This is a genomic window from Streptomyces sp. NPDC091209, from assembly GCF_044757755.1.
Taxonomy (GTDB): domain Bacteria; phylum Actinomycetota; class Actinomycetes; order Streptomycetales; family Streptomycetaceae; genus Streptomyces.
In genome coordinates this window covers 118,550-140,220 of record NZ_JBIVVR010000005.1, presented here as the reverse complement: position 1 = coordinate 140,220, position 21,671 = coordinate 118,550, and the positions used below count along the sequence as shown (strand labels likewise).

Sequence of the window (21,671 nt, the reverse complement as noted above, 5' to 3'; positions counted from 1 at the left end):
CGCGATCCCCCCGCCCCTGGCCGATCATGGGACGGAGGTGACCCGATGACCGAAGTGTTCCTGCTGCTGGTGGCGGTTCTGCTGTCGCTGGCCTGCGGCGGCTTCGTGGCGGCGGAGTTCTCGCTGACCACGGTCGAACGCAGCGAGCTGGAGCGTGCCGTGGAGCGCGGCGAGCGGGGTGCCTCCGGCGCCCTCAAGGCCGTACGGAACCTCACCTTCCAGCTCTCCGGCGCCCAGCTCGGCATCACCGTGACGAACCTGGTCGTCGGCATGCTCTCCGAGGCCTCGATCGCCAAGCTCATCGCGGGTCCCCTGGAGTCGGTCGGCGTCCCGCCCTCGGCCTCGAACTCGGTGGCCCTGATCATCGGCACGGCGCTCTCGACGCTGTTCCTGATGGTCGTCGGCGAGCTGGTGCCCAAGAACTGGGCGATCTCCGCACCGCTGGCCGTGGCCAAGCGGGTGGCGATGCCGCAGCGCTGGTTCAGCGCCGCGTTCCGTCCGTTCATCGCCCACCTCAACAACACGGCGAACCGCGTCGTGCGCCGCTTCGGCCTCGAACCCGCCGAGGAGCTGGCCTCCGCCCGCGGGCCCCAGGAGCTGGTGGCGCTCGCCCGGCACTCCGCCAAGGAGGGCGCGCTGGCGGCGGACACCGCCGAACTGTTCGTACGCACCCTGAACCTCGCCGACCTGACCTCGGAGAACGTGATGACACCGCGCGTCCAGGTCATCGCCCTGGACGTCCAGGCGACCTGCGAGGACGTGGCGAACGCGACCCGGGCGACCGGCCTGTCCCGCTTCCCCGTCTACCAGGGAACCCTCGACGAGGTCGTCGGCGTCGCGCACATCAAGGACGTGCTGACCGTGCGCGCCGCGAGCCGGACGCAGACACCCGTCTCGCAGATCATGCGCGAGCCGCTGCTCGTACCGGAGTCGCTGACCGTCGACCGACTGCTGGACCGTCTCGCCGACAGGCGCACCATGGCCGTGGTCATCGACGAGTACGGCGGTACGGCCGGGGTCGCCACCCTGGAGGACATCGTCGAGGAGGTCGTCGGAGAGGTACGCGACGAGCACGACCCGCACGAGACACCCGACCTCGCCCCGGTCGGCACGGACGCCGAGGGCCGGGCGCTGTACTCGGCCGACGGGTCCGCCCGGACCGACCAGCTCGCCCGGGTCGGGCTGCGGGTGCCGGACGGGCCGTACGAGACGCTGGCCGGTTTCGTCGCGGCCGAACTCGGCCGCATCCCCGCCGAGGGGGACACGGTCGAGGTCGCCGGGTGGCGGCTCGACGTGGTGGACGCCTCGGGACGGCGCGCCGCGCGCGTTCTGCTGCACGCACCGCACGACGCCGAGGAGGGCACGCGATGACCGCCGTACAACTGCTGATCGGGCTCGCGACGCTCGTCGTGAACGGCTTCTTCGTGGGCGCCGAGTTCGGGCTGATCTCGGTGCGCCGCAGCCAGATCGAACCGCACGCCGAGCGGGGCGACCGGCGGGCGCGCAGCGTGCTCTGGGGCCTCGAACACGTCTCGGTGCTGCTCGCGACCGCGCAACTGGGCATCACGCTGTGCACCCTGGTGCTCGGCATCGTCGCCGAACCCGCGATCGCGCACCTGCTGGAGCCGGTGTTCCACGCGCTGGGCGTCCCCTCCGGGGCCGGCCACGCGGTCTCCTTCGTCATCGCGCTCACCCTGGCGACGTATCTGCACATGCTGCTCGGCGAGATGGTGCCGAAGAACGTCGCCCTCGCGGAACCCGTGCGGACGGCGCTGACCCTCGGACCGCCGCTGGTCACGCTCTCCCGCGCGCTGCGCCCGGTGATCTTCATGGTCAACGCCTTCGCCAACGGGCTGCTGAAGCTGTTGCGGGTCGAGACGAAGGACGAGGTCTCGGCGACCTTCTCCGACGACGAACTGGCCCGGCTCGTCCAGGACTCCAGTGCCGCGGGGCTGATCGACCACCGCGCCCAGGAACGGCTGCACGACGCCCTGGAGCTGGGCCGCCGTCCCGTGCACGACGTCGTGCTCCCGGTGGAACGCGTCGTCTACGCGCGCGTGGGCGTCACTCCCGAGGAGCTGGAGCGGCTGTCGGCCGAGTCGGGCTTCTCCCGCTTCCCGGTCGTCGACGAGGGTCGCCGCATCGTCGGCTATCTGCACGTCAAGGACGCCCTGGACGCGACCCCGCGCGAGGTGCCGTTCCGCGTGGAGGACATGCGGCCCATCGCCCGCGTCCGGGAGAGCACCCCCTTGGACGACGTCCTGACGGCGATGCGCCGCAGCCGTACGCATCTCGCGGGCGTCATGGGCAGCGACGGACGGCTCACGGGGCTGGTGACGATGGAGGACGTCCTGAGAGAGCTGTTCGGTCAGCCGGCGTAGGAGAGTCGTACGAGCCGCGGGCCGTAGGAGGGCCCGCACGGAGTCGCGGGCAAGGCGTACCCGCCGTACGAGTTGCAGGAGCCCAGTCACCGGCCTGGCCGGGCAGGCGGGTCCCGGTCGGGCAGGCGGGTCCCGGTCGGGCAGGCGGGTCCCGGTCGGGCAGGCGGGTCCCGGTCGGGCAGGCGGGTCCCGGTCGGGCAGGCCGGTCCCGGTCGGGCAGGCGGGTCCCGGTCGGGCAGGCCGGTCCCGGTCGGGCAGGGGACCGCACGGGAGCCGCTCGGCTTCGTCATGGTTCACCGGCGGGACAGCCCGACCGACCGATGAGTATGTGTTCGGGTTACCATCTTTCCCGCCATGCAGATGAATGCCACCTACACCAGCCTCGTCGCGGTCGGCGACTCCTTCACCGAGGGCATGTCGGACCTGTTGCCCGACGGCTCGTACCGAGGTTGGGCCGACCTCCTCGCGAACCGGATGGCGGCCCGTACGCCCGGTTTCCGCTACGCCAACCTCGCCGTGCGCGGCAAGCTGATCGGACAGATCGTCGCCGAACAGGTGGACGTGGCCGTCGCCATGCGACCCGACGTGATCACATTGGTGGGCGGACTCAACGACACCCTGCGGCCCAAGGTCGACATGGGACGTGTCCGCGGTCTCCTGGAGGAGGCGGTGGAACGGCTCGCCCCCGCCTGCGAGCGGCTCGTCCTGATGCGCAGCCCCGGCCGCAACGGTCCGGTCCTCGAACGCTTCCGGCCCCGCATGGAGGAGCTCTTCACCGTCGTCGACGAGCTCGCCGCGCGGCACGACGCGCTGGTGGTCGACCTGTACGGGGCGCCCTCGCTCGCCGACCCGCGCGTGTGGGACGTCGACCGGCTGCACCTGTCCGCCGAGGGGCACCGCCGGGTCGCGGAGGCCGTGTGGCAGACCCTCGGCTACGAGCCCGAGGACCCCGAGTGGCGCACCCCGATGGCACCCACGCCGCCGCCCAACTGGGTCGCCCGCCGCGGCGCCGACGCCCGCTTCGCCCAGCGGCATCTGCTGCCCTGGATCGGACGACGGCTGACGGGGCGCTCGTCCGGCGACGGACGTCCGGCGAAACGGCCGGAGCTGCTTCCCTACGAGGGTCCTGTCGGGGGCGGCCACGGCGGCTGAGTCCGTCGCTCGTCGAGCCGACTCCACGATGCCCTGACCGGGTCCGTGTGCGGTGAAGACCGCCTGTGGTGAAGGCCGGGCGCGGTGGCCACGAAGGGTGACACGCGGGCCGAGAGGAGCGCCGGCTGACGGCTTCCGCCGTGCCCCTCTCTCGAGTGACACGGCGGCCCATGCTCCGCATGAAGAGGACGCTACCGGTTCGCCCCTCGGCCGCCACAGGGCGCACGGGGGGCGCTCGACAGCGCGAGAGTGCGTTGATGCGCTCACTCACGCGCCCCGGAACTACGGCCGGGCCCGGCGCGTACGCCGGGCCCGGCCGACGGCCCCTCCAGCTTTGCGGAGCATGGAGAGGAGCCGTCTCGCCACCCTGGAGGGGATGGCAAGTAACAGGCCAGCCGGGAAACCCCGCTGGAATCAACATCAAAGCACTCATGCGTGGGCCTGAGAAGTACGCCCCTGAGCACGGCCCGAGGAACTTCCTGGCGCCTGTCTGTGGGCGTGGCCGGGGCAAAGGCGCGTGCGTACCTTTTGGCACCGACACGCCATCGGTGGACGGATCAGGGCCGATGTGCCCCATCGGCACCCTTGCGGCGAGCTGTCGGCAGGGTGGGAAACCAGCCACGTCGAGCGACCGCGCCTACTGCTGGTCAGGGTTGTTCTGCGCCAGGTGCATTACACGACCCGGGAACATCCGTGGACGCCGGGCCCTGGTTCGTCTCGTGCAGAGGTGCGGGTCGCCACGGGTGAGAAACAGCCAGCGGAAGCGGCGGCCCCCGATGGCGGTCACGCACTGTCCCCGGCCATTCCGCCGGAGGGGAGGGGGGTCGCCGTCAGCGGACCGTGCGCCATGACGATCGAAGCCAGCGGATAGGGGGGGCCGTCCGTGCCGCGCAGGATCAGCAGAGGCATCCCGCGCTCGTCCTGTCGCCGGCCGAGGGACAGCCAGATACGGTCGGTCCGGTCGATCTGCCCCATCCCGAGGTCGTAGATCCGTCCCCAGAGGTAGAAGGGGTCGGCGGCGGCGTCGCTCGCCTCCTGGAGGAGTTCGGGGACGCCGTGCGCGGTGAGGTGGACCGCGACTCCGTCCAGGGTTCCCGCGGCCACCTGTGCGTGGCCGGCCGTCCTGGTCCGGACGTTGCGAGCAGCCCCGATGGCGTCGAGCCAGTACTCCCAGTCGGCCAGACACGTGGCCTTGATGGCCACCGTGACCCGCTCGCCGTCGGCCGAGATCTGCATGGCTTCCAGGCGGGCGAGGTGGTCGGACTGCAGTCCGGCGGCGACGGAGACCGCGCGGGCGGAGGCACTGCCCCAGCCGACCGCACGTGAGCGGGCGGCGGCCGGCCGCACCCGCGGAACCTGCCCCTCGATGCGTTTCGGCACCGACGCCGGACCGTAGTCCGCCATGGCCCGGCCGGCGCCGCGGTCGGCGAGGTGCAGCACGATCGCACCGCGCGCGGCCGGTACGAGCGGCTCGGACGCGGAGGCGGGGTCGTGCCGCGGCTCCGGGCCGTCGCCACCGAGGGCCGGTCCCTCACGGTCCGGCGTCGACGCGGGAGCGTGATCGGGCCTGGGTTCGGGGCCCTCGCCACCGAGGAGCGGTCCCTTGCGGTCCGGCCCCGTGCGCTGCGGCCCGGCCACGGGCGCGTGATCGTGCCGGGGCTCGGGTTCCTCACCACCGAGAGCGGGCCCCGAGCGGTTCGGCGTCGACGCCGGGCCGGCGTCGCGCCGCGGCTCCGGTTCGTCGCCGCCGGGGATCAGCCCCTTGCGGTTCAGCGCGGTGGCGATCCGCATCGCGACCTCGCTCGGGTAACCGCAGTCCTCCACGATCGTGTCGACGGCCGCGTGGTAGGCCTCCGGGCAGTTCTGCCAGGTCTCGACCTGTGTCCGCAGCCGTTCGAGAACGCCGGCCCCACCCACCTCCACCAGGCGCCCCTGCGCCTCCAGTTCGGCGACGAACTCCCGCGCGAACGTGCCGAGTTGCTCGGCGAGGTCCGCTTCGACGGCCGTACGGATCCCGGGCACGGTGGTCATGCCGCCACCCCCAGGTACTCACTGCGCAACTTGGCCAGGGCCCTGAACTGAAGGGTCTTCACCGCTCCTTCGGACCGCTCCATCTGACGTGCCGTCTCCAGAACCGAGAGCTCCATCAGGAACCGGCGCGTCAGGACCTCGCGTTGTGGCGGCCGCAGTTGCTCCAGAGCCTGGAGCAACAACTCCTCGTCCAGGTTGATCAGTACGGTGTCCTCGGTGCTGACCGTGAGGTCCTCGTCGAAGCCGAGCATGTCCTCGACGACGAACTCGCGGCGCTGCGCGCTCTTACAGTGGTCGATGACCTTGTTCCGGGCGATGGTGATCAGCCACCCGACGAAGCCGATACCGCGATAGGTGAAAGTTCCGCGTTTCATCCAGGCGTTGAGAAAGGTCTCGCCGGTGATGTCCTCGGCGACCTGCCGATTGCGTACGCGGCGCTGTACGTAAGCCAGCACCGCGGGGTGGTGCAGAGCGTAGAGCTCCCCGAACGCGTCCCGGTCGCCCGCGAGTGCACGGGCGATAAGGGCCGGTTCTCTAGTGTCGAACCGCGGTGTGGCGGCGTTAGCCTCGGCGATCAAGGCCTACTCCGTTCATGAGTGGATGAACTGTGGTGGGCAGGTGCTGCGACGGTCCGCTCCAGCCATGGCCGGGCTCGGGCGCCGGATGACCGGGTCGTGGTGTCCGAAGGGTTTCGAGGTGCCCTCCGCAGATGCCTCGCAGCTCCGGAGCCTGGTCGAGCTGATGCCGAGGCGGTGCAAATAGGGTCCCCTCAAAGGGACTTGCATACGTGCGACTAACTCACAGTCATGCAACATATGCAACTTGCGTACACGTACGCAAGTTGCTTCGCCGGTATGACGACGAGACTTTTTGTTGGGAACTGGAGTGCGAGCCGTCCCCCTTGGCCTGCCACGACACCCACAAGCCTGTTGACCTGCGAAGATGCACGCATGCAAGTCGCGTGCAAGTTGCATACACGCGCGCTACTCTCCGGGCATGCGGAGCATGGAAGAGTCCCCCCACGAGTCCCGCGGTGAGCGACAAGCTCTCGCAAGGAGGGTTGGCGAGTACCTGACGAACGCTGCGACAGCGGCCGGGTACGACGTCCGCCCACGAGCCGGTGGCCGGGCTCAGCTGGCCATCTCGATTGGAGTGAGCCTGACGACGATCAGCAGAACGCTGGAAGGAAAGACCCTCCCCCTCCCCTCGCAACTGACCACATGGGCGTCAGTACTTGGCCTCGACCAGCGAGAGATGTTGGTCAACAGCGGCATGCTTCCGCCGGAACACGGGCCTCAGCCTGCGGTTCGGAGGGTAGCCTCAGCAACACTCACCCCGGAGGAGGCCATGGACGCATGGGGAATCACTGATCTCAGAATCCGCACAATGCTCAGCGGGAACATCGTCCAAGCGATCGAGCTCCAAAAGGACCTCGATGCCGACGACAACCGGGGGGCCACTGCAAGGGGGTAACGAAACGTGGCGTACAGACTGGCATTCGCGTCCACCGCCAGCTGCACAGCCGGCTGGACATTCGTGGGCGAGGGCGTCTGGCACCATACATGGGAGTTTGCGGCAGTCGGGGTCGGCCTGTTAATCGTGGGCGTGACCGGGGCACTTGCGGCCCTGCTCCGCCACACGGTCAACAAGGTCGACGCCCGCACACGGCATGACCTCAGCGTCCTGGCGGAGCACCGACGACGTCTCGAGCTGGACATGCACAAGCGCGAGCTGGAACTGTCCCAGCGAGAGAAAGCCATGGCCCGCAGGGCCACCATCACAGCCATCAGACTCGGCAGTCATGCCAGAGCCCTCGACGAGGCGCGGAACGCGAACACGGCACTCCGAGCCAAGAACTCCCAGCTCATGCAGGAGATCGAGGAAGTCAACGACGAGCGCAACCAGCTGATCACGGCGGAGCTCACGCTCGCCCACGACCGGTTCACCTCGAAGGCGTACGGGGGTCTGCGCGCTGTGGTCGGCAGCGAGCAGTCCCACCCGGATCCCCATGCGCAGGCCGGCTACGGAAGCCGCCCCCCGCGTTCGGGCTCCTGAGCGACCCTGCGAAAACGGTCCACCAAAATACCTCTCCCCTACATACGATGAACAACTGCCTTCTACTCAAAGGAAGTTGAGCGTATTTCGCCGGGACCACCGGCGGACGGCAGGAGCGACGACGTGGTCTGTGGTGTCCGCTGCGCACGGCACCCCGGTCCCGTCCCCGCACCTCTCACGCACACCCCGGTCCGCCGGGGGGTGCTGCTCCGCCCCGACCTGCGCATTCGGGACGCGGCGGACCTGACAGGCCCCGCGCCTGGCAGCCGGTATGCTCCATACACGTGACTCCCGCGCCTGCAAAGCCCCGTATCCCCAACGTTCTCGCCGGACGCTACGCCTCCGCCGAGCTCGCCACGCTCTGGTCCCCCGAGCAGAAGGTCAAGCTGGAGCGTCAGCTCTGGCTCGCCGTCCTGCGCGCCCAGAAGGACCTGGGGATCGAGGTGCCGGACGCCGCCATCGCCGACTACGAGCGCGTCCTCGACCAGGTCGACCTCGCCTCCATCGCCGAGCGCGAGAAGGTCACCCGGCACGACGTGAAGGCACGGATCGAGGAGTTCAACGACCTCGCCGGGCACGAGCACGTGCACAAGGGCATGACGTCCCGCGACCTCACCGAGAACGTCGAGCAGCTCCAGATCCGGCTCTCCCTGGAGCTGATGCGCGACCGCACGGTGGCCGTCCTGGCCCGGCTGGCCAAGCTGGCCGGCGAGTACGCGGAGCTGGTCATGGCCGGCCGCTCGCACAACGTGGCCGCACAGGCCACCACCCTGGGCAAGCGCTTCGCGACGGCCGCCGACGAAATGCTCGTCGCGTACGGCCGCCTCGAGGAACTGCTGGAGCGCTACCCGCTGCGCGGCATCAAGGGCCCGGTCGGCACGGCGCAGGACATGCTCGACCTGCTGGGCGGGGACGCGGCCAAGCTCGCGGACCTGGAGCGGCGGATCGCCGGGCACCTCGGCTTCTCGCAGGCCTTCACCTCCGTCGGCCAGGTCTACCCGCGCTCCCTGGACTACGACGTCGTCACCGCCCTGGTGCAGCTCGCGGCCGCGCCGTCCTCGACGGCCAAGACCATCCGGCTGATGGCCGGGCACGAGCTGGTCACCGAGGGCTTCAAGCCCGGCCAGGTCGGCTCCTCCGCGATGCCTCACAAGATGAACACCCGCTCCTGCGAGCGCGTCAACGGCCTGATGGTCATCCTGCGCGGCTACGCGTCGATGACCGGCGAGCTGGCGGGCGACCAGTGGAACGAGGGCGACGTGTCCTGCTCGGTGGTGCGCCGGGTCGCGCTGCCGGACGCCTTCTTCGCGCTGGACGGTCTGCTGGAGACCTTCCTGACCGTCCTCGACGAGTTCGGCGCCTTCCCCGCCGTCGTCGCCCGCGAGCTGGACCGCTACCTGCCGTTCCTCGCGACGACCAAGGTCCTGATGGGCGCGGTGCGCGCGGGTGTCGGCCGTGAGGTCGCCCACGAGGCGATCAAGGAGAACGCCGTCGCCTCCGCCCTCGCCATGCGCGAGCAGGGCGCCGAGCGCAACGAACTGCTCGACAAGCTCGCCGCGGACGAGCGGATCCCGCTGGACCGCGCACAGCTCGACGAGCTGATGGCCGACAAGCTGTCCTTCACGGGCGCCGCCGCCGACCAGGTGGCCGTCGTCGTCGGCCGTGTCGAGGAGATCGTGAAGCAGCACCCGGAGGCCGCCGGCTACACGCCCGGGGCGATCCTCTGACCCGGCTCACCCCAGCGGACCTGGAGGCCGCCCGCGACCGGCTCGTGCCGGATGTCGTCGCGGACGGCCTCTCGGTGCTTTTCTGCGGGATCAATCCAGGCCTGATGACGGCGGCCACCGGCCATCACTTCGCCCGGCCCGGCAACCGGTTCTGGCCCGTGCTGCACCTCTCCGGGTTCACTCCACGGCTCATGAAGCCGTCCGAGCAGGACGAACTGCTCTCCTACGGACTCGGCATCACCAACGTGGTGGCGCGGGCCACGGCCCGCGCCGACGAGCTGAGTGCCGAGGAGTACCGCGAGGGCGGGCGGCTGCTCGGCGAGAAGGTGGAGCGGCTGCGCCCGAGGTGGCTGGCGGTGGTGGGGGTGACCGCGTACCGAGCGGCGTTCGACGACCGCAAGGCCCGCATCGGCGCGCAGGAGCGGACGATCGGGTCGAGCCGGGTATGGGTCCTGCCCAACCCCAGTGGGCTCAACGCGCATTGGACCGCGGCGACGATGGCCGAGGAGTTCGGCCGCCTGCGGGCGGCGGCACAGACCCCCTGAGTCAGGGCGGGTCTTTTTCCGTGATCACCGCGAGCAGCTGGAACGGCGGTTCGCTGTCCCACTGCGCGATACCGAGGGCGACCCAGCGGTCGTGCCCCTCCGGCTTCCAGAGGTGCACGTCGGGCACGTGCGAACTCAGGACGCCCCAGGGCTCGGGTATGTCCTCGCCGTCCATCACCCGGTCGAGGACGCTCGACAGGCTGAAGACGTCCGGGCTCCCCCAGCGGCGGGTGAGCACCTCCGAGAGACCGTCCCGGTCGGCCTCGAACTGCTCCTCCGTCTCCTCACGTGCCACGCCGTCGGCTTCCCGGAAGTCCTCGCTCGTCACTAACTCGGCTATGTGGTAGCCGGGTCCACCCGTGCCGGTGTCCGAACGGCCGCGCTCCGCGGGGAAGTCCTCGGAGCACAGCCGGTCGATCACGGCGAGCTGCTGCGCGATGGTCATGACGTCCAGTAAAGCGGCCGCCACTGACAATGGGTGAGGCCTCAGGAGGCCGGTGCGGTCAGGCGTCCCGGCGCCGGACGCACCACGCGCCCGCGCCCAGTGCCGCGGCGGTCCACAGCGCGGTCACCGCGAGCCCGCTCCAGGGACCCAGCGCGCCGTCCGGCGCCTCGTGCAGGACCGTCTGCCCCGCCTTGTCCGGCAGGAAGTCCGCCACGCTCCCCGACCCTCCTCCGACGACGAAGGACACGATCAGGAGGAAGGGGATCAGGATGCTCAGCGTGGCCACCCCGCTGCGCAGGACGGCCGCCAGCCCCGCCGCGAACAGCGCCATCAGGGTCAGGTAGAGCGCGCAGCCGACCACTCCCCGGAGTTCTTCCGCCCAGGTCAGCCCGTTCGCCCGGGAACCGAGCACGGACGTCCCCACGACCAAAGTGGCCACTCCCGTGACCAGGCCGATGACCAGGGCCGGTCCGCCGATCGCCACCGCCTTCGCCAGGAACCAGCGACCCCGGTCGGGAACCGCCGACAGCGAGACGCGCAGGGCACCGCCCTGGTACTCGGCGGAGACCGCCTGCGCTCCGAAGGTGATGGCGGCGATCTGGCCGAAACTGACACCGAGGAAGGTCGAGAAGAGCGCGTCGAAGTCCGGCGCGCCGGAGTCGTCGAGTCCGGCGAGCGCCGAGAACGCCACCGTCGCCGCCAGGACGGCGAGCAGGCCCCAGAGAAGCGAGCGCAGGGTTCGGATCTTGAGCAGTTCCGCGCGGAGTGCGGGTGCGAAGGACACGGTCAGACCTCCTGAGGCTGGGCCGGGGCGGCGGCGAACTCGGTCTCGGTGGCTGTCAGATCCAGGTATGCCTGCTCCAACGTGCCTTCCTCCGCGGCGAGTTCGAGGATGGGGAGCCCGGCGGCCGAGGTGAGGCGCCCGATGTCCTCCAGCCGCGCGTCGAGGGCGGTCCAGCGGCCGTCCGCGCCCTCGACGGCCTCGATGCCGTGCTCCACGAACAGGCCCGCCAACGCGCCGCTGTCCGTGCTGCGTACCCGGACGCGAGGCTGCACGCGTGCGTGGATGAACTCGCGCATGGGCATGTCGGCGAGAAGCCGGCCGCGGCCGAGGACGACGAGGTGGTCGGCGAAGGACGCGGTCTCGTTCATGAGGTGGCTGGAGACGAGGACGGTGCGCCCTTCCCGGGCCAGTCGGCGCAGCAGCTCCCGGATCCAGATGATTCCCTCCGGATCGAGGCCGTTCGACGGTTCGTCGAGGAGCACGACGGGCGGATCACCGAGGAGTGCGGCCGCGATGCCCAGCCGCTGGCGCATGCCCAGGGAGTACGTCGTCACGCGGCGCCGGGCCACCGGGGCGAGCCCGGTCTCGTCCAGGACGTCGTCCACCCGGCGTTCGGGGATGCGGTTCGTGGCGGCGAGCACCCGCAGATGGTCCCGGGCGGTCCGCGATCCGTGCGCGGCCCCGGCGTCGAGCAGGGCGCCCACCTTCCGGAGCGGCTCGTCGAGGGTGGCGTAGGCACGGCCCCCGACGGTGGCGGTGCCGGAAGTGGGCCGGTCCAGGCCCAGCACGAGCCGCATGGTGGTGGACTTCCCGGCGCCGTTCGGGCCGAGGAATCCGGTGACGCGGCCCGGGAGAACGCTGAAGGTCAGGCCGTCCACGGCGCGCCTGCTGCCGTACTCCTTGGTCAGGTCTTGGACGTCGATGCTGGTCATGGCCCCAGCGTGGCCGCCGACGACGGGTCCTCGCCTCCCCCGCCGGTGGGGATCCTCTCCCCCGCCCGGGGGAGGCCCGTTGTCAGTGCCGGCTGGCACGATGACGCGATGGCCCGGTTTCTGCGCCCGCTGCTGTGGGGGACGACGTACACGCGTTTGCTGCACCTGTGGGTGCCGATGCTGTTCGTCAGTGTGTGGCTGTACATCGACAGTACGAGGCCGTGGGTGCCCGCGCTGATGCTCGCCCCGCTGGGGCTGATCCCGGCCGTGCGGCGGGGCGAGGGTGTGCAGGCGCGGTTCATGCTGGCACCGGGAGAGCGAAGCGGCGAGGACACGGCGTTCTCGATCACTCCTTCGGCCGGCCGACGGGACCGGTGGCGGACCGTGCTCTGGCTGGAAGCCCGCCTCCTGCTGAGCGTGGTGACGTCCATGGCCACCATCTGGCTGCCCATGTTCGCCGTCGATCTCACCAGGGCGGCCCTCGGCTACTGGCCGTCCAACGACCCTGTGGTGAGGCTCCTGGACCCGCACTGGAGCTGCGCGCTGCTCATCCCCTTGCCCCTGCTCGCCCTGTACGGCGCGGTGGTCGGACTCGGTGAGCTGACCACCGCGCTGGCGCGGCGACTCCTCGGCCCCTCCCCCACCGAGCGGCTCGCCGCGTTGGAGGAGCGCACCGAACAACTCCTGGAGCGCAACCGCATCGCCCGTGAGCTCCACGACTCCATCGGCCACGCGCTCACTGTCGCGGTGGTGCAGGCCGGCGCCGCGCGGGCGGCCGGCGACCCGGCGTTCACCGGCCGCGCCCTGGTCGCCATCGAGGAGACCGGACGGGCCGCCCTGGAGGACCTGGAGCGGGTGCTGGGTGTGCTGCGCGAGGCGCGGCGTCCGGTGAGCGGCCGTCCTACGCTGACCGACGCCGACCGACTGCTGGAGTCGGCGCGCACCTCGGGAGCCAAGGTGGACGCCGAGGTGACGGGCCCGCTCGAGACCGTGCCCGGTCCGGTCTCCAGGGAGGGCTACCGCATCCTCCAGGAGTCGCTCACCAATGTGCTGCGGCACGCCGGGAGCGTCCCGGTGCGCGTCCGTATCGAGGTCAGGGACGGCACGCTCGCCCTGGAGATCCGCAATCCGCTGCCGGACGGCAGAGCGGGAACCGGACGCGGCAGCGGCCTGCGCGGCATACGGGAGCGGGCCGCGCTGCTCGGCGGCAGCGCCCGGACGGGCCCGCACGAAGGTGATTGGCAGGTGCACGCAGAGCTCCCGTTGAGTTGATCTACGCTGGCCGGATGCCGGTCACCGTTCTGCTCGTCGACGACGAACCCCTCGTACGCGCGGGGCTGCGCGCCGTTCTGGAGGCGCAGCCCGACATCGAGGTGGTCGGCGAGGCGGCCGACGGCGCCGCGGTGATCCCCCTGGTCCGGCGGTTGCGGCCGGACGTGGTCGCCATGGATGTCCGGATGCCGCTGATGGACGGCATCGAGGCCACCCGCGCGGTGCTGCGGACCGTCACCGATCCGCCGAAGATCCTCGTGGTGACGACGTTCGAGAACGACGAATACGTCTACGAGGCGCTGCGCGCGGGTGCCGACGGCTTCCTGCTGAAGCGGGCTCGGCCGGCCGAGATCGTGCACGCGGTGCGACTGGTGGCCGAGGGCGAGTCCTTGCTGTTCCCCGCCTCCGTACGGCAGTTGGCGGCCGAGTACGGGGACAGCGGGGGCAATCGGGCGGCGCGGGCGGCCATGGAGCGGGCCGCGCTGACCGAGCGGGAGGCGGACGTGCTGCGGCTGATGGCCCGGGGCCTGTCGAACGCCGAGATCGCCGCGCGACTGGTCGTCGGGACGGAGACGGTGAAGTCGCATGTCAGCTCCGTCCTGGCGAAGCTCGGGGCCCGGGACCGTACGCAGGCGGTCATCGCGGCCTACGAGTCGGGGTTCGTGGCGCCGGGCTGACGGCAACCCGCGCGCGGGAAAGGGTCCCCGGCTCTCGCCGGGGTCCTCCGCGACGAGTACGATCCGGCCAACACGCGTACAAGCTGGGAGGACGGACGTTGGGGCAGTTGACCGGCGGGGATCCCTCTCTGCTGCGACGGATCAATTCCGCGGTGGTGCTGCACGCCTTGCGTGCCACGGACTGCGCGACCCTCACCGAGATCACCCGGGTGACCGGATTGTCACGGCCGACGGTCGAAGGGGTCGTCGAGGGGCTGATCGAGAACGGGCTCGTCGTCGAGAAGGCGGCCGAGGAGGGCGCCACACGGCGCCAGGGGCGTCCGGCGCGCAGGTTCCGGTTCCGTGCCGAGGCGGGGCATCTGCTGGGCCTGGAGATCGGCCCGCACCGTGTCGCGGCGCTGCTCGCGGACCTGGACGGGCGCGTGATGGGCGCGATGGCCAAGGACGTGGAGGAGACGGCGTCCGCCGACGAGCGGCTGGAACGGTTGCGGGTGGCGGTCGCCGAGCTGCTGCGCAGGGCCGGTGTCGCCCGCAGCTCCCTGCGGGCGGTGGGCGTGGGAAGCCCCGGCATCGTGGAGGCGGACGGCACGGTACGCCTGGGAACGGCGCTCCCGGAGTGGACGGGCCTGCCGCTGGGCGAGCGGCTGAGCCGTTCCTTCAAGTGCCCGGTGCTCGTGGAGAACGACGCCAACGCCGCGGCGGTCGCCGAGCACTGGAAGGGTGCGGCGACCGAGTCCGACGACGTGGTGTTCGTCCTGGCGGGGCTGAGCCCGGGCGCCGGATCGCTGATCGGCGGGCGGCTGCACCGGGGATACGGCGGGGCGGCCGGCGAGATCGGCGCGCTGCATCTGCTGGGCCGCGACGTCACGCCCGAGACGCTGCTGTCGACCACGGACGAGCCGTTGCACCCGCTCGACGAGCAGGCGGTCGCCAAGGTCTTCGCGCTGGCCAAGGGGGGCGACCAGCGGGCACGCGCGGCGGTCGACCGCTTCATCCAGCGGCTGGTGCACGACGTGGCGGCCCTGGTCCTCGCCCTCGATCCGGAGCTGGTCGTCGTCGGCGGCTGGGCGGCCGGACTGGACGGCGTACTGGAGCCGCTGCGGCGGGAGTTGGCGCGCTACTGCCTGCGCCCGCCCAAGGTGGCCCTCTCGATGCTCGGGGAAGCGGCCGTGGCGACCGGGGCGCTTCGGCTGGCCCTCGACCATGTGGAGGAGGAGCTGTTCGCGGTGGAGGGGACCGTGACGGCGCGCCGCTGAAGCCAGAGCGACGCGGCGGCCGGCGCCAGGCGCCGGCGAACAGCCACAGCCACAGCCACAGCCACAGCCACAGCCACAAAATACGGCGCGCCCCGGAGTGTTCCGGGGCGCGCCGGGTGTTGTCCGGGGACCGGCTCAAGAGAGCTGCGGGTCCGGGCAGGGCGGCTCAGGAGGCGCGACGCTCCGGGTCGTGGGTGATCTCCACGCCGCCCGAGTCGCCGAAGGTGAGCCGGCAGGTGTCCGCCCGGTACGTCGCCACGGACACCGCGGCGGTGCGCCCCTCGGTGAAGAAACGGGTCGTGACGACCAGAACGGGCGCCCCGGGAAGGCGGTCGAGCTCCTTGGCGTCGTCCGCACGGGCCGAGCCCAGCTCGACGGCACGGTCCTGGCCTTCCAGTTCCAGTCGCTGAAGCTCCCGCAGCACGGCACGCGCGCGTGCCGCACCCGAGGGCGCGTCGATCGCCGAGAGGTCCGGCACCGAGGACGCCGGGATGTACAGCAGCTCGGCGGCCACGGGCTGACCGTGCGTCACCCGCGAACGGCGCACGGTGTGCACCAGCTCGCCGACGGCCGTCTCCAGGATGCCGGCCACGGACGCGGGCGGCGCCGCCACGGCGCAGTCCGCGGCGTGCCAGGCGTCGCCCGCCGCCCCCGGCCACACCTGCTGTTCGGTTCCGACGGCCACGCCCATACGCGGCGGGGCGACCGTGGTGCCCACGCCGCGACGGCGCTGCAGCCGGCCTTCCAGTTCGAGCTGTTCGAGTGCTTGGCGCAGGGTGGCCCGGGCGACACCGAAGCGGGCCGCCAGATCACGTTCGTTGGGCAGGATCTCGCCCACGGTGAATTCGGAGTCCAGTGCCTCACTGAGCACGGTCTTGAGATGCCAGTACTTAGGTTCCGGCACCGATTCCAACTGCGTGGTCCCCACCCTGTCCTCCGCAATCGCCGTGGCCCGGCGGCGTTTTAACGCCCTTGTTTATTAAAGGTTCCTGCACTATCCCTGCGACGATAGGGCCGCCCCCACCCTTGGTCAAGACCAATCCTCGATCCCTTATGGATTGCACAGGTGTCCCGCCGCGGAGCGTTCACGGGGTGTTCTCGCCCGGAGATGTCCGTGACACAACGCCGAAAGCCCCCGTCCAAAGACGGGGGCTTTCGCTGTCCTGCGGTACCTCGGGCGGAGGCGTTCGGAAGGGGTCAGCCGGCGGAGAGCGACACCAGCTTCTCGGGGTTGCGCACGATGTAGACACACTGGACACGGCCGTCCGCGACGTCCAGTTGGATGATGCTGTCCGGTTTGCCGTCGGAGAGCGCGAGCACCGCCACACCGCCGTTGACCTCGAGGAAGCGGAACGACAGGCCGGGCACACCCTTCCTGCTGACGCCGATGACGAACCGTCCGACCTTGTCGGCGGAGTCGAGGACGCGCAGCGGCGCCTGGGTCAGGCCTCCGCTGTCGCCGATGAGCCGTGCCTCCGGTGCCAGCAGGGACATGAGTCCCTCCAGATCGCCTTCTCCCGCCGCGGCGAGGAACCGTTCGGTGAGGTCACGGCGTTCGTCCGGGTCGACCTCGTAGCGCGGCCGCCGTTCCTCCACGTGCTTGCGCGCCCGCCCGGCGAGTTGACGCACCGCCGGTTCACCGCGGTCGAGGACCACGGCGATGTCGGCGTAGGGAAATCCGAACGCCTCTCTCAGGACGAACACGGCGCGTTCCAGCGGTGACAGGGACTCCAGGACGACGAGGACGGCGAGGGAGACGGAGTCCGCGAGGACGGCCCGGTCTGCGCTGTCCGGAACGGTGTCGCCGAAGTCGGTGACGTAGGGCTCCGGGAGCCACGGTCCGACGTAGGCCTCACGGCGCGACTGGACCTGGCGCAGCCGGTCGATGGCGAGCCGGGTGGTGACGCGGACCAGATAGCCGCGCGGTTCGCGCACGTCCGTCCGGTCGTCGGCGGACCAGCGCAGCCACGCCTCCTGGACGATGTCCTCCGCGTCGGCCACCCGGCCGAGCATGCGGTACGCCACGCCCATCAGGACGGGGCGATGTTCTTCGAACACATCGGTCACGGTGTCGATTGCCACCGCACCATCCCACCCGACACCTTCCCTCGTGTCCAGGCGAAATCGCCGCCTCGGTACCAGAATGGCCGCGGGGCCGCCGGTGGCCCGCGGTCTCGACACGGGAGGAACGACGATGCGATACGGGGTTCTGGGCACGGGCGACGTGGGGCGCTCGCTCGCCGGCAAACTGGTCGAACTGGGCCACGAGGTCTCCTTGGGCTCGCGCACGAAGGACAACCCGGCGGCCGTCGAGTGGGCCGGCGGTTCGGGTCCCACGGCACGTCACGGCACGTTCGCGGAGGCCGCGGCGTTCGGGGAGGTGGTCGTGAACGCGGTGGGCGGGCGGGTCGCCCTCACCGTGCTGCGGTCGGCGGGCGAGGAACATCTGGACGGCAAGGTGCTGCTCGACGTCTCCAACCCGCTGGCGTTCGAGGACGGCGAGATGCGCCTCTCCCCCGTCGGGTCGGACAGCGTGGGCGAGCAGATCCAGCGCGCGTTCCCGCAGGCCCGCGTGGTGAAGAGCCTCAACACCGTCAACTGCCAAGTGATGGTCGACCCCGCCAGGGTGCCGGGCGAGCACCAGATCTTCGTCTCCGGTGACGACGGGGGCGCCAAGGAGCAGGTGACGTCGCTCCTGGGCGAGTTCGGCTGGCCCGCGCACCGGGTGCTCGACCTCGGGGGCATCCGGACGGCCCGGGCCGCGGAAATGTATCTGCCGTTGTGGATGAGCCTTTTCCAGGGCATCGGGCACGCGGATTTCAATGTGGAGGTGCACAGGGCGCGATAGCGGGCGCCGAGGACGGGGCGGGATCCGGAGACGGGGGCTACCCGTCGGTAGCAGTTGCTGACAAGCTGTCTACGAGTTGGTTCGTCACGGCGTCCAGACGAGGAGCAGTCCCATGTCCGACACGGTCACCGTCAGCCTCCCCTCCCCGCGCGGCCCGAGGGCGGTCACCCTGTCCTACGCGCGCGTGGGCACCGGTGAACCGCTGCTCCTGCTGCACGGGATCGGCCACCACCGGCAGGCCTGGGACCCGGTCGTCCCCATCCTCGCGGCCGAACGCGACGTCATAGCGGTCGACCTCCCGGGCTTCGGAGAGTCCCCGGCGCTGCCCGAAGGACTCACCCACGATCTGCCGACGGTGGTTCCCGTGCTCGGCGCTCTGTGCGAGGCGCTCGACATCGAGCGGCCCCATGTGGCCGGCAATTCGCTCGGTGGGCTGCTGGCCCTGGAACTGGGCCGCGAGAAGCTCGTACGGTCCGTCACGGCGCTCTCGCCCGCCGGTTTCTGGTCACCGGTGGAGCGGCGCTACGCCTTCGGTCTGCTGATCGCCATGCGAGCGGCGGCCCGGCGCATGCCGGTCCCGGTCATCGAGCGGCTCTCCCGCTCGGCGGCCGGACGGACGGTGCTGACCAGCACCATCTACGCGCGGCCCGGCCGCCGTTCACCGGACGCGGTCGTCGCCGAGACCCTCGCGCTCGCCCACGCCGAGGGATTCGCCGAGACCCTCCGGTCGGGCACGGACGTCCAGTTCACGGACGACATCCCGGCACTGCCCGTCACCGTGGCCTGGGGCACCCGCGACCGGCTGCTGATGCGCCGCCAGGGCGTCCGGGCCAAGCAGATCATTCCGCGGGCGCGGCTGGTGCGGCTGCCCGGCTGCGGCCACGTCCCGATGAACGACGACCCGGCGCTCGTCGCCCGCGTCATCCTCGACGGCAGCCGCTGAGGCGTCCCCCGCGGCAGCCCGTGAACCGCGTCCGCCGACGCGACTCAACGCGCCTGATCCGAGGGCGACGCCGGCGCAGACGAGGGCGCTTCCCACGGCCTGCGCGGGCCCGTAGGCGCCCGTGCCCACGAGCGGCGCGGTACAGGCGGCGGCGACGGGGACGAGACCCGAGAAGAGCGTGGCGCGCTCCGCGCCGATGCGCTGGACACCCATGTACCAGCAGACGAAGCCGACGACCGTGACGACCGCCGCCTGCCACAGCAGCGCGGTCGCCTCGGTGGCGTCCGGCACCCGCAGCCACGCTCCGCGGCCGGTGACCACCCCGGCCACCGCCGATTCCGCCGCGGCGAGCCCGCACACGGTGGCCGACAGCAGCCGGGGACCGAGCGGCCGCAGTACCGGTACGGCGAGTACGGCGAACCCGGCCTCCCCGGCCAGCGCGCCCAGGGAGTACGCGATCCCGGCCCCGTCGGTGCGGCCCCACCCCTGAACGGCCAGGGCTCCCAGTGCGACGAGCAACGCCCCGTACAGGACACGGCGTCGTGGACGACGGCTCTCCTGAAGAGGCACGAGCACGGCCACGAGGACCGGGGCGCAGCCCACGAACACTCCGGGGACCGCCGGCTCGGCCGTCCGCTCGGCGGCGAGTACCGCGAGGTTGAAGCCGAGCATGCCGACGGCCGCGATCAACGCGAGGCGCCCCCACTGGCCTGCCCTGAGTCGGCGCAGCGGGGCGCCGCCGCCCCGGCCGACGAGGGGCAGCAGGAGGACACAGGCGAGGCCGTAGCGCAGGAACTGACCGCCCGCGTACGGGTAGTGGCCAAGGACACTGTTGGCGGAGAAGGAACCTCCGACGAGGACACAGGCGAGGGCGGCGAGCAGCGTCCCCCGGGTGGTGGTGGCGTTCATGAAGGTGACGCTACGAACGGACGTGGTCCGGCTTAAGGTCCACTTCCATGACGTCATCGGGGACCAATCGAGGCGGCCCGCCGAATCCCGCTCCAGTCGGCGCGGCACCCTGGACGGCCGCCTGGGAGCTGCTCCTGCCGGCCGCGGCGACTCCACCCCGCGCGCGTGGACGCACACTTCAGACCGCGCTGCGCGAGGCGGTCCGGTCCGGGCGGCTCGCTCCCGGCACCCGGCTGCCGTCCAGCCGTGAGCTGGCCGGTGATCTCGGCGTGTCGCGGGGGCTGGTCACTGAGGCGTACGAGCAGCTGACGGCGGAGGGGTATCTGCGCAGCGACCGCGGTGCGGGTACCTGGGTCGGCGGCGCGGTGCGCGCGGTCGGCCCGCTCGCGCGTGACCGTGCCCCGCGGCCGGCCGGGGTGCGGGCCGACTTCGTCGCGGGAACCCCCGACCTGGCCCTCTTTCCGCGTGCGGCGTGGGCCGCCGCGCACCGCGGGGTACTGGCCGAACTGCCCCACCATGCGCTGGGGTACCCCGATCCGCGTGGTCTGCCGAGGCTGCGGACCGCTCTCGCCGAACTGCTCGTCCGCCGCCGGGGGGTGGTCGCGGACGCGGAACGCGTCATCGTGGTCTCCGGGGTCGCGCAGGCGATGGCACTGCTCGGATTCGTGCTCCACGCGCGCGGGACACCTGGCGTGGGCGTCGAGAATCCGGGCAGCCCGGAGCACGGCTCGTTGTTCGCCTCGGCCGGCATCGGCACCGTACCGCTGCCGTTGGACGACGAGGGCCTCGCCCTGGCTCCGCTCCAGGCCTCGGGTGTACACGCCGTGGTGACGACGCCCGCTCACCAGTTCCCCACGGGGATCGCGTACTCGGCGCGGCGCCGCACGGAACTCCTCGGTTGGGCCCGGTCCGTGGACGGGCTGGTGATCGAGGACGACTACGACGGCGAATTCCGCTACGACCGAGCCCCGGTGGGTGCCCTCCAGGGGCTCGACCCCGAGCAGGTCGCGTACACGGGCTCGGTCAGCAAGTCGCTCGCCCCGGGGCTGCGGCTCGGCTGGCTGCTCGTCCCCGCGTCCCTCGTCGAAGAGGTCGTCGAACGCAAACGCACCATGGACCTCGGCAACCCGGTTCTCGACCAGGCGCTGCTGGCCCGTTTCGTCGAGCGTGGCGACTACGACCGTCACCTCCGTCGCTGCCGGCGCGCCTACCGGGAGCGGCGTGACGTCCTCGTCGCGGCCCTGGAGGAGCACTTTCCCGGCGCGAGGGTGTCCGGGATCGCGGCGGGCCTGCACGTCGTCGCCGCGCTGCCCGACCGGTACGGGCCGGAGGACCGCTTCCTGGGACGGGCAGCGGCGGCGGGCGTGGTGGTCCGGTCCTCCGCGCACTACGGAGAGACGGCCGTGGACGGCGTACGGCTGGTACTGGGATACGCCCATCTGCCGCCCGCGCGGATACGGGACGGCGTGCGCCTGATGGCGGACGCCGTGCGCGACCACGGCGCCCGGCGGGAGCCCTCGGCGCCCTGAGGCCCGCCGGCGAACGGGGACATCACACGGGCGGCGGCACCACACCCGCGCGCGTAGCCGGGGACGTCCGCTCCGGGCCAGGCCGGTTCGCCGGGCCAGGCCGGTTCGCCGGGCCAGGCCGGTTCGCCGGGCCAGGCCGGTTCGCCGGGCCAGGCCGGTTCGCCGGGCCAGGCCGGTTCGCCGGG

The 21,671-nt window shown here is 71.5% G+C and carries 20 protein-coding genes and 1 pseudogene; 13 read left to right on the top strand and 8 right to left on the bottom strand.

The features are described 5' to 3' along the window. Positions 1-45: 45 nt before the first annotated feature. The 3 genes from ACIQRL_RS16210 (at position 46) to ACIQRL_RS16200 (ending at position 3,533) form a co-directional block, all read left to right on the top strand. A complete protein-coding gene (locus ACIQRL_RS16210; protein WP_401331862.1) occupies positions 46-1,371 on the top strand; it encodes a hemolysin family protein in 1,326 nt (441 codons plus the stop codon). Further along, the gene (locus ACIQRL_RS16205; protein WP_401331861.1) at positions 1,368-2,381 is read left to right on the top strand and encodes a hemolysin family protein; all 1,014 of its coding nucleotides are present in this window, start codon (positions 1,368-1,370) and stop codon (positions 2,379-2,381) included. Before ACIQRL_RS16210 ends, ACIQRL_RS16205 begins: the two co-directional genes overlap by 4 nt. 354 nt (positions 2,382-2,735) lie before the next feature. Next, positions 2,736-3,533 carry an SGNH/GDSL hydrolase family protein gene (locus tag ACIQRL_RS16200; protein ID WP_401331860.1) on the top strand — a complete coding sequence of 266 codons (798 nt, stop codon included), beginning with the start codon at positions 2,736-2,738 and terminating at the stop codon, positions 3,531-3,533. 783 nt (positions 3,534-4,316) lie between these two features. Here the strand turns inward: ACIQRL_RS16200 and ACIQRL_RS16195 are convergent. Together ACIQRL_RS16195 and ACIQRL_RS16190 are read right to left on the bottom strand one after the other, a co-directional pair. Continuing rightward, positions 4,317-5,564 (bottom strand): BN159_2729 family protein, encoded by a 1,248-nt coding sequence (locus ACIQRL_RS16195; RefSeq protein ID WP_401331859.1) that lies wholly within the window; start codon positions 5,562-5,564, stop codon positions 4,317-4,319. Then, the gene (locus ACIQRL_RS16190) at positions 5,561-6,142 is read right to left on the bottom strand and encodes an RNA polymerase sigma factor (protein ID WP_261704212.1); all 582 of its coding nucleotides are present in this window, start codon (positions 6,140-6,142) and stop codon (positions 5,561-5,563) included. Before ACIQRL_RS16190 ends, ACIQRL_RS16195 begins: the two co-directional genes overlap by 4 nt. A gap of 418 nt (positions 6,143-6,560) precedes the next feature. Between ACIQRL_RS16190 and ACIQRL_RS16185 the strand changes: the two genes are divergently transcribed. From ACIQRL_RS16185 to mug, 4 genes are all read left to right on the top strand, one after another. Then, complete coding sequence (locus ACIQRL_RS16185; protein WP_355838551.1) at positions 6,561-7,037, top strand: transcriptional regulator; 477 nt, start codon at positions 6,561-6,563, stop codon at positions 7,035-7,037. A 132-nt stretch (positions 7,038-7,169) separates the two neighbouring features. Then, positions 7,170-7,619, top strand: a complete 450-nt coding sequence (locus ACIQRL_RS16180) for a hypothetical protein (protein ID WP_401331858.1) — start codon at positions 7,170-7,172, stop codon at positions 7,617-7,619. 284 nt (positions 7,620-7,903) lie between these two features. Next, the gene (purB, locus tag ACIQRL_RS16175) at positions 7,904-9,346 is read left to right on the top strand and encodes an adenylosuccinate lyase (RefSeq protein WP_401331857.1); all 1,443 of its coding nucleotides are present in this window, start codon (positions 7,904-7,906) and stop codon (positions 9,344-9,346) included. Next, positions 9,343-9,891 carry a G/U mismatch-specific DNA glycosylase gene (mug, locus tag ACIQRL_RS16170; RefSeq protein ID WP_401332397.1) on the top strand — a complete coding sequence of 183 codons (549 nt, stop codon included), beginning with the start codon at positions 9,343-9,345 and terminating at the stop codon, positions 9,889-9,891. The genes purB and mug overlap by 4 nt, the downstream gene beginning before the upstream one ends. Position 9,892: 1 nt before the next feature. Here the strand turns inward: mug and ACIQRL_RS16165 are convergent, their stop codons facing one another. The 3 genes from ACIQRL_RS16165 to ACIQRL_RS16155 are packed head-to-tail and all read right to left on the bottom strand — an operon-like array spanning position 9,893 to position 12,052. After that, on the bottom strand, positions 9,893-10,336 hold the full coding sequence (locus ACIQRL_RS16165) for a hypothetical protein (protein ID WP_401331856.1): 444 nt from the start codon (positions 10,334-10,336) through the stop codon (positions 9,893-9,895). Between the two features lie 58 nt (positions 10,337-10,394). Further along, positions 10,395-11,120, bottom strand: a complete 726-nt coding sequence (locus tag ACIQRL_RS16160; RefSeq protein ID WP_401331855.1) for an ABC transporter permease subunit — start codon at positions 11,118-11,120, stop codon at positions 10,395-10,397. A 2-nt stretch (positions 11,121-11,122) separates the two neighbouring features. Further along, on the bottom strand, positions 11,123-12,052 hold the full coding sequence (locus ACIQRL_RS16155) for an ABC transporter ATP-binding protein (protein WP_401331854.1): 930 nt from the start codon (positions 12,050-12,052) through the stop codon (positions 11,123-11,125). Positions 12,053-12,160: 108 nt separating this feature from the next. Here ACIQRL_RS16155 and ACIQRL_RS16150 point away from each other — a divergent pair, with 108 nt between their 5' ends. From ACIQRL_RS16150 to ACIQRL_RS16140, 3 genes are all read left to right on the top strand, one after another. Next, on the top strand, positions 12,161-13,324 hold the full coding sequence (locus tag ACIQRL_RS16150) for a sensor histidine kinase (RefSeq protein WP_401331853.1): 1,164 nt from the start codon (positions 12,161-12,163) through the stop codon (positions 13,322-13,324). Positions 13,325-13,338: 14 nt separating this feature from the next. Next, positions 13,339-14,001 carry a response regulator gene (locus tag ACIQRL_RS16145; RefSeq protein ID WP_401331852.1) on the top strand — a complete coding sequence of 221 codons (663 nt, stop codon included), beginning with the start codon at positions 13,339-13,341 and terminating at the stop codon, positions 13,999-14,001. A gap of 98 nt (positions 14,002-14,099) precedes the next feature. Continuing rightward, entirely contained in the window at positions 14,100-15,257 is a 1,158-nt protein-coding gene (locus ACIQRL_RS16140) for an ROK family transcriptional regulator (RefSeq protein ID WP_401331851.1), read from the top strand. A 166-nt stretch (positions 15,258-15,423) separates the two neighbouring features. Here ACIQRL_RS16140 and ACIQRL_RS16135 read toward each other — a convergent pair whose 3' ends face one another. Both ACIQRL_RS16135 and ACIQRL_RS16130 read right to left on the bottom strand, forming a co-directional pair. After that, positions 15,424-16,185 carry a GntR family transcriptional regulator gene (locus tag ACIQRL_RS16135; protein WP_401331850.1) on the bottom strand — a complete coding sequence of 254 codons (762 nt, stop codon included), beginning with the start codon at positions 16,183-16,185 and terminating at the stop codon, positions 15,424-15,426. A 269-nt stretch (positions 16,186-16,454) separates the two neighbouring features. Next, the gene (locus ACIQRL_RS16130) at positions 16,455-17,339 is read right to left on the bottom strand and encodes an RNA polymerase sigma-70 factor (protein WP_401331849.1); all 885 of its coding nucleotides are present in this window, start codon (positions 17,337-17,339) and stop codon (positions 16,455-16,457) included. 112 nt (positions 17,340-17,451) lie between these two features. Here ACIQRL_RS16130 and ACIQRL_RS16125 point away from each other — a divergent pair, with 112 nt between their 5' ends. Both ACIQRL_RS16125 and ACIQRL_RS16120 read left to right on the top strand, forming a co-directional pair. Further along, positions 17,452-18,105 carry an NADPH-dependent F420 reductase gene (locus tag ACIQRL_RS16125; protein WP_401331848.1) on the top strand — a complete coding sequence of 218 codons (654 nt, stop codon included), beginning with the start codon at positions 17,452-17,454 and terminating at the stop codon, positions 18,103-18,105. 112 nt (positions 18,106-18,217) lie between these two features. Further along, a complete protein-coding gene (locus tag ACIQRL_RS16120) occupies positions 18,218-19,048 on the top strand; it encodes an alpha/beta fold hydrolase (protein ID WP_401331847.1) in 831 nt (276 codons plus the stop codon). Positions 19,049-19,168: 120 nt separating this feature from the next. On the opposite strand, the pseudogene ACIQRL_RS16115 reads toward ACIQRL_RS16120, so the two are convergent. Beyond that, a pseudogene (locus ACIQRL_RS16115) lies at positions 19,169-19,957 on the bottom strand (DMT family transporter); the annotation flags it as partial. Positions 19,958-20,004: 47 nt separating this feature from the next. On the opposite strand from ACIQRL_RS16115, the gene ACIQRL_RS16110 reads away from it, so the two are divergent. Continuing rightward, complete coding sequence (locus ACIQRL_RS16110) at positions 20,005-21,486, top strand: PLP-dependent aminotransferase family protein (protein ID WP_401331846.1); 1,482 nt, start codon at positions 20,005-20,007, stop codon at positions 21,484-21,486. The last annotated feature ends 185 nt before the right edge of the window (positions 21,487-21,671 follow it).

Bases quoted from the DNA above. Each gene is read 5' to 3' on its own strand.
- ACIQRL_RS16210 (WP_401331862.1), top strand. From the start codon at position 46: ATGACCGAAGTGTTCCTGCTGCTGGTGGCGGTTCTGCTGTCGCTGGCC.
- ACIQRL_RS16205 (WP_401331861.1), top strand. From the start codon at position 1,368: ATGACCGCCGTACAACTGCTGATCGGGCTCGCGACGCTCGTCGTGAAC.
- ACIQRL_RS16200 (WP_401331860.1), top strand. From the start codon at position 2,736: ATGCAGATGAATGCCACCTACACCAGCCTCGTCGCGGTCGGCGACTCC.
- ACIQRL_RS16195 (WP_401331859.1), bottom strand. From the start codon at position 5,564: ATGACCACCGTGCCCGGGATCCGTACGGCCGTCGAAGCGGACCTCGCC.
- ACIQRL_RS16185 (WP_355838551.1), top strand. From the start codon at position 6,561: ATGCGGAGCATGGAAGAGTCCCCCCACGAGTCCCGCGGTGAGCGACAA.
- ACIQRL_RS16165 (WP_401331856.1), bottom strand. From the start codon at position 10,336: ATGACCATCGCGCAGCAGCTCGCCGTGATCGACCGGCTGTGCTCCGAG.
- ACIQRL_RS16155 (WP_401331854.1), bottom strand. From the start codon at position 12,052: ATGACCAGCATCGACGTCCAAGACCTGACCAAGGAGTACGGCAGCAGG.
- ACIQRL_RS16150 (WP_401331853.1), top strand. From the start codon at position 12,161: ATGGCCCGGTTTCTGCGCCCGCTGCTGTGGGGGACGACGTACACGCGT.
- ACIQRL_RS16145 (WP_401331852.1), top strand. From the start codon at position 13,339: ATGCCGGTCACCGTTCTGCTCGTCGACGACGAACCCCTCGTACGCGCG.
- ACIQRL_RS16125 (WP_401331848.1), top strand. From the start codon at position 17,452: ATGCGATACGGGGTTCTGGGCACGGGCGACGTGGGGCGCTCGCTCGCC.
- ACIQRL_RS16120 (WP_401331847.1), top strand. From the start codon at position 18,218: ATGTCCGACACGGTCACCGTCAGCCTCCCCTCCCCGCGCGGCCCGAGG.
- ACIQRL_RS16110 (WP_401331846.1), top strand. From the start codon at position 20,005: ATGACGTCATCGGGGACCAATCGAGGCGGCCCGCCGAATCCCGCTCCA.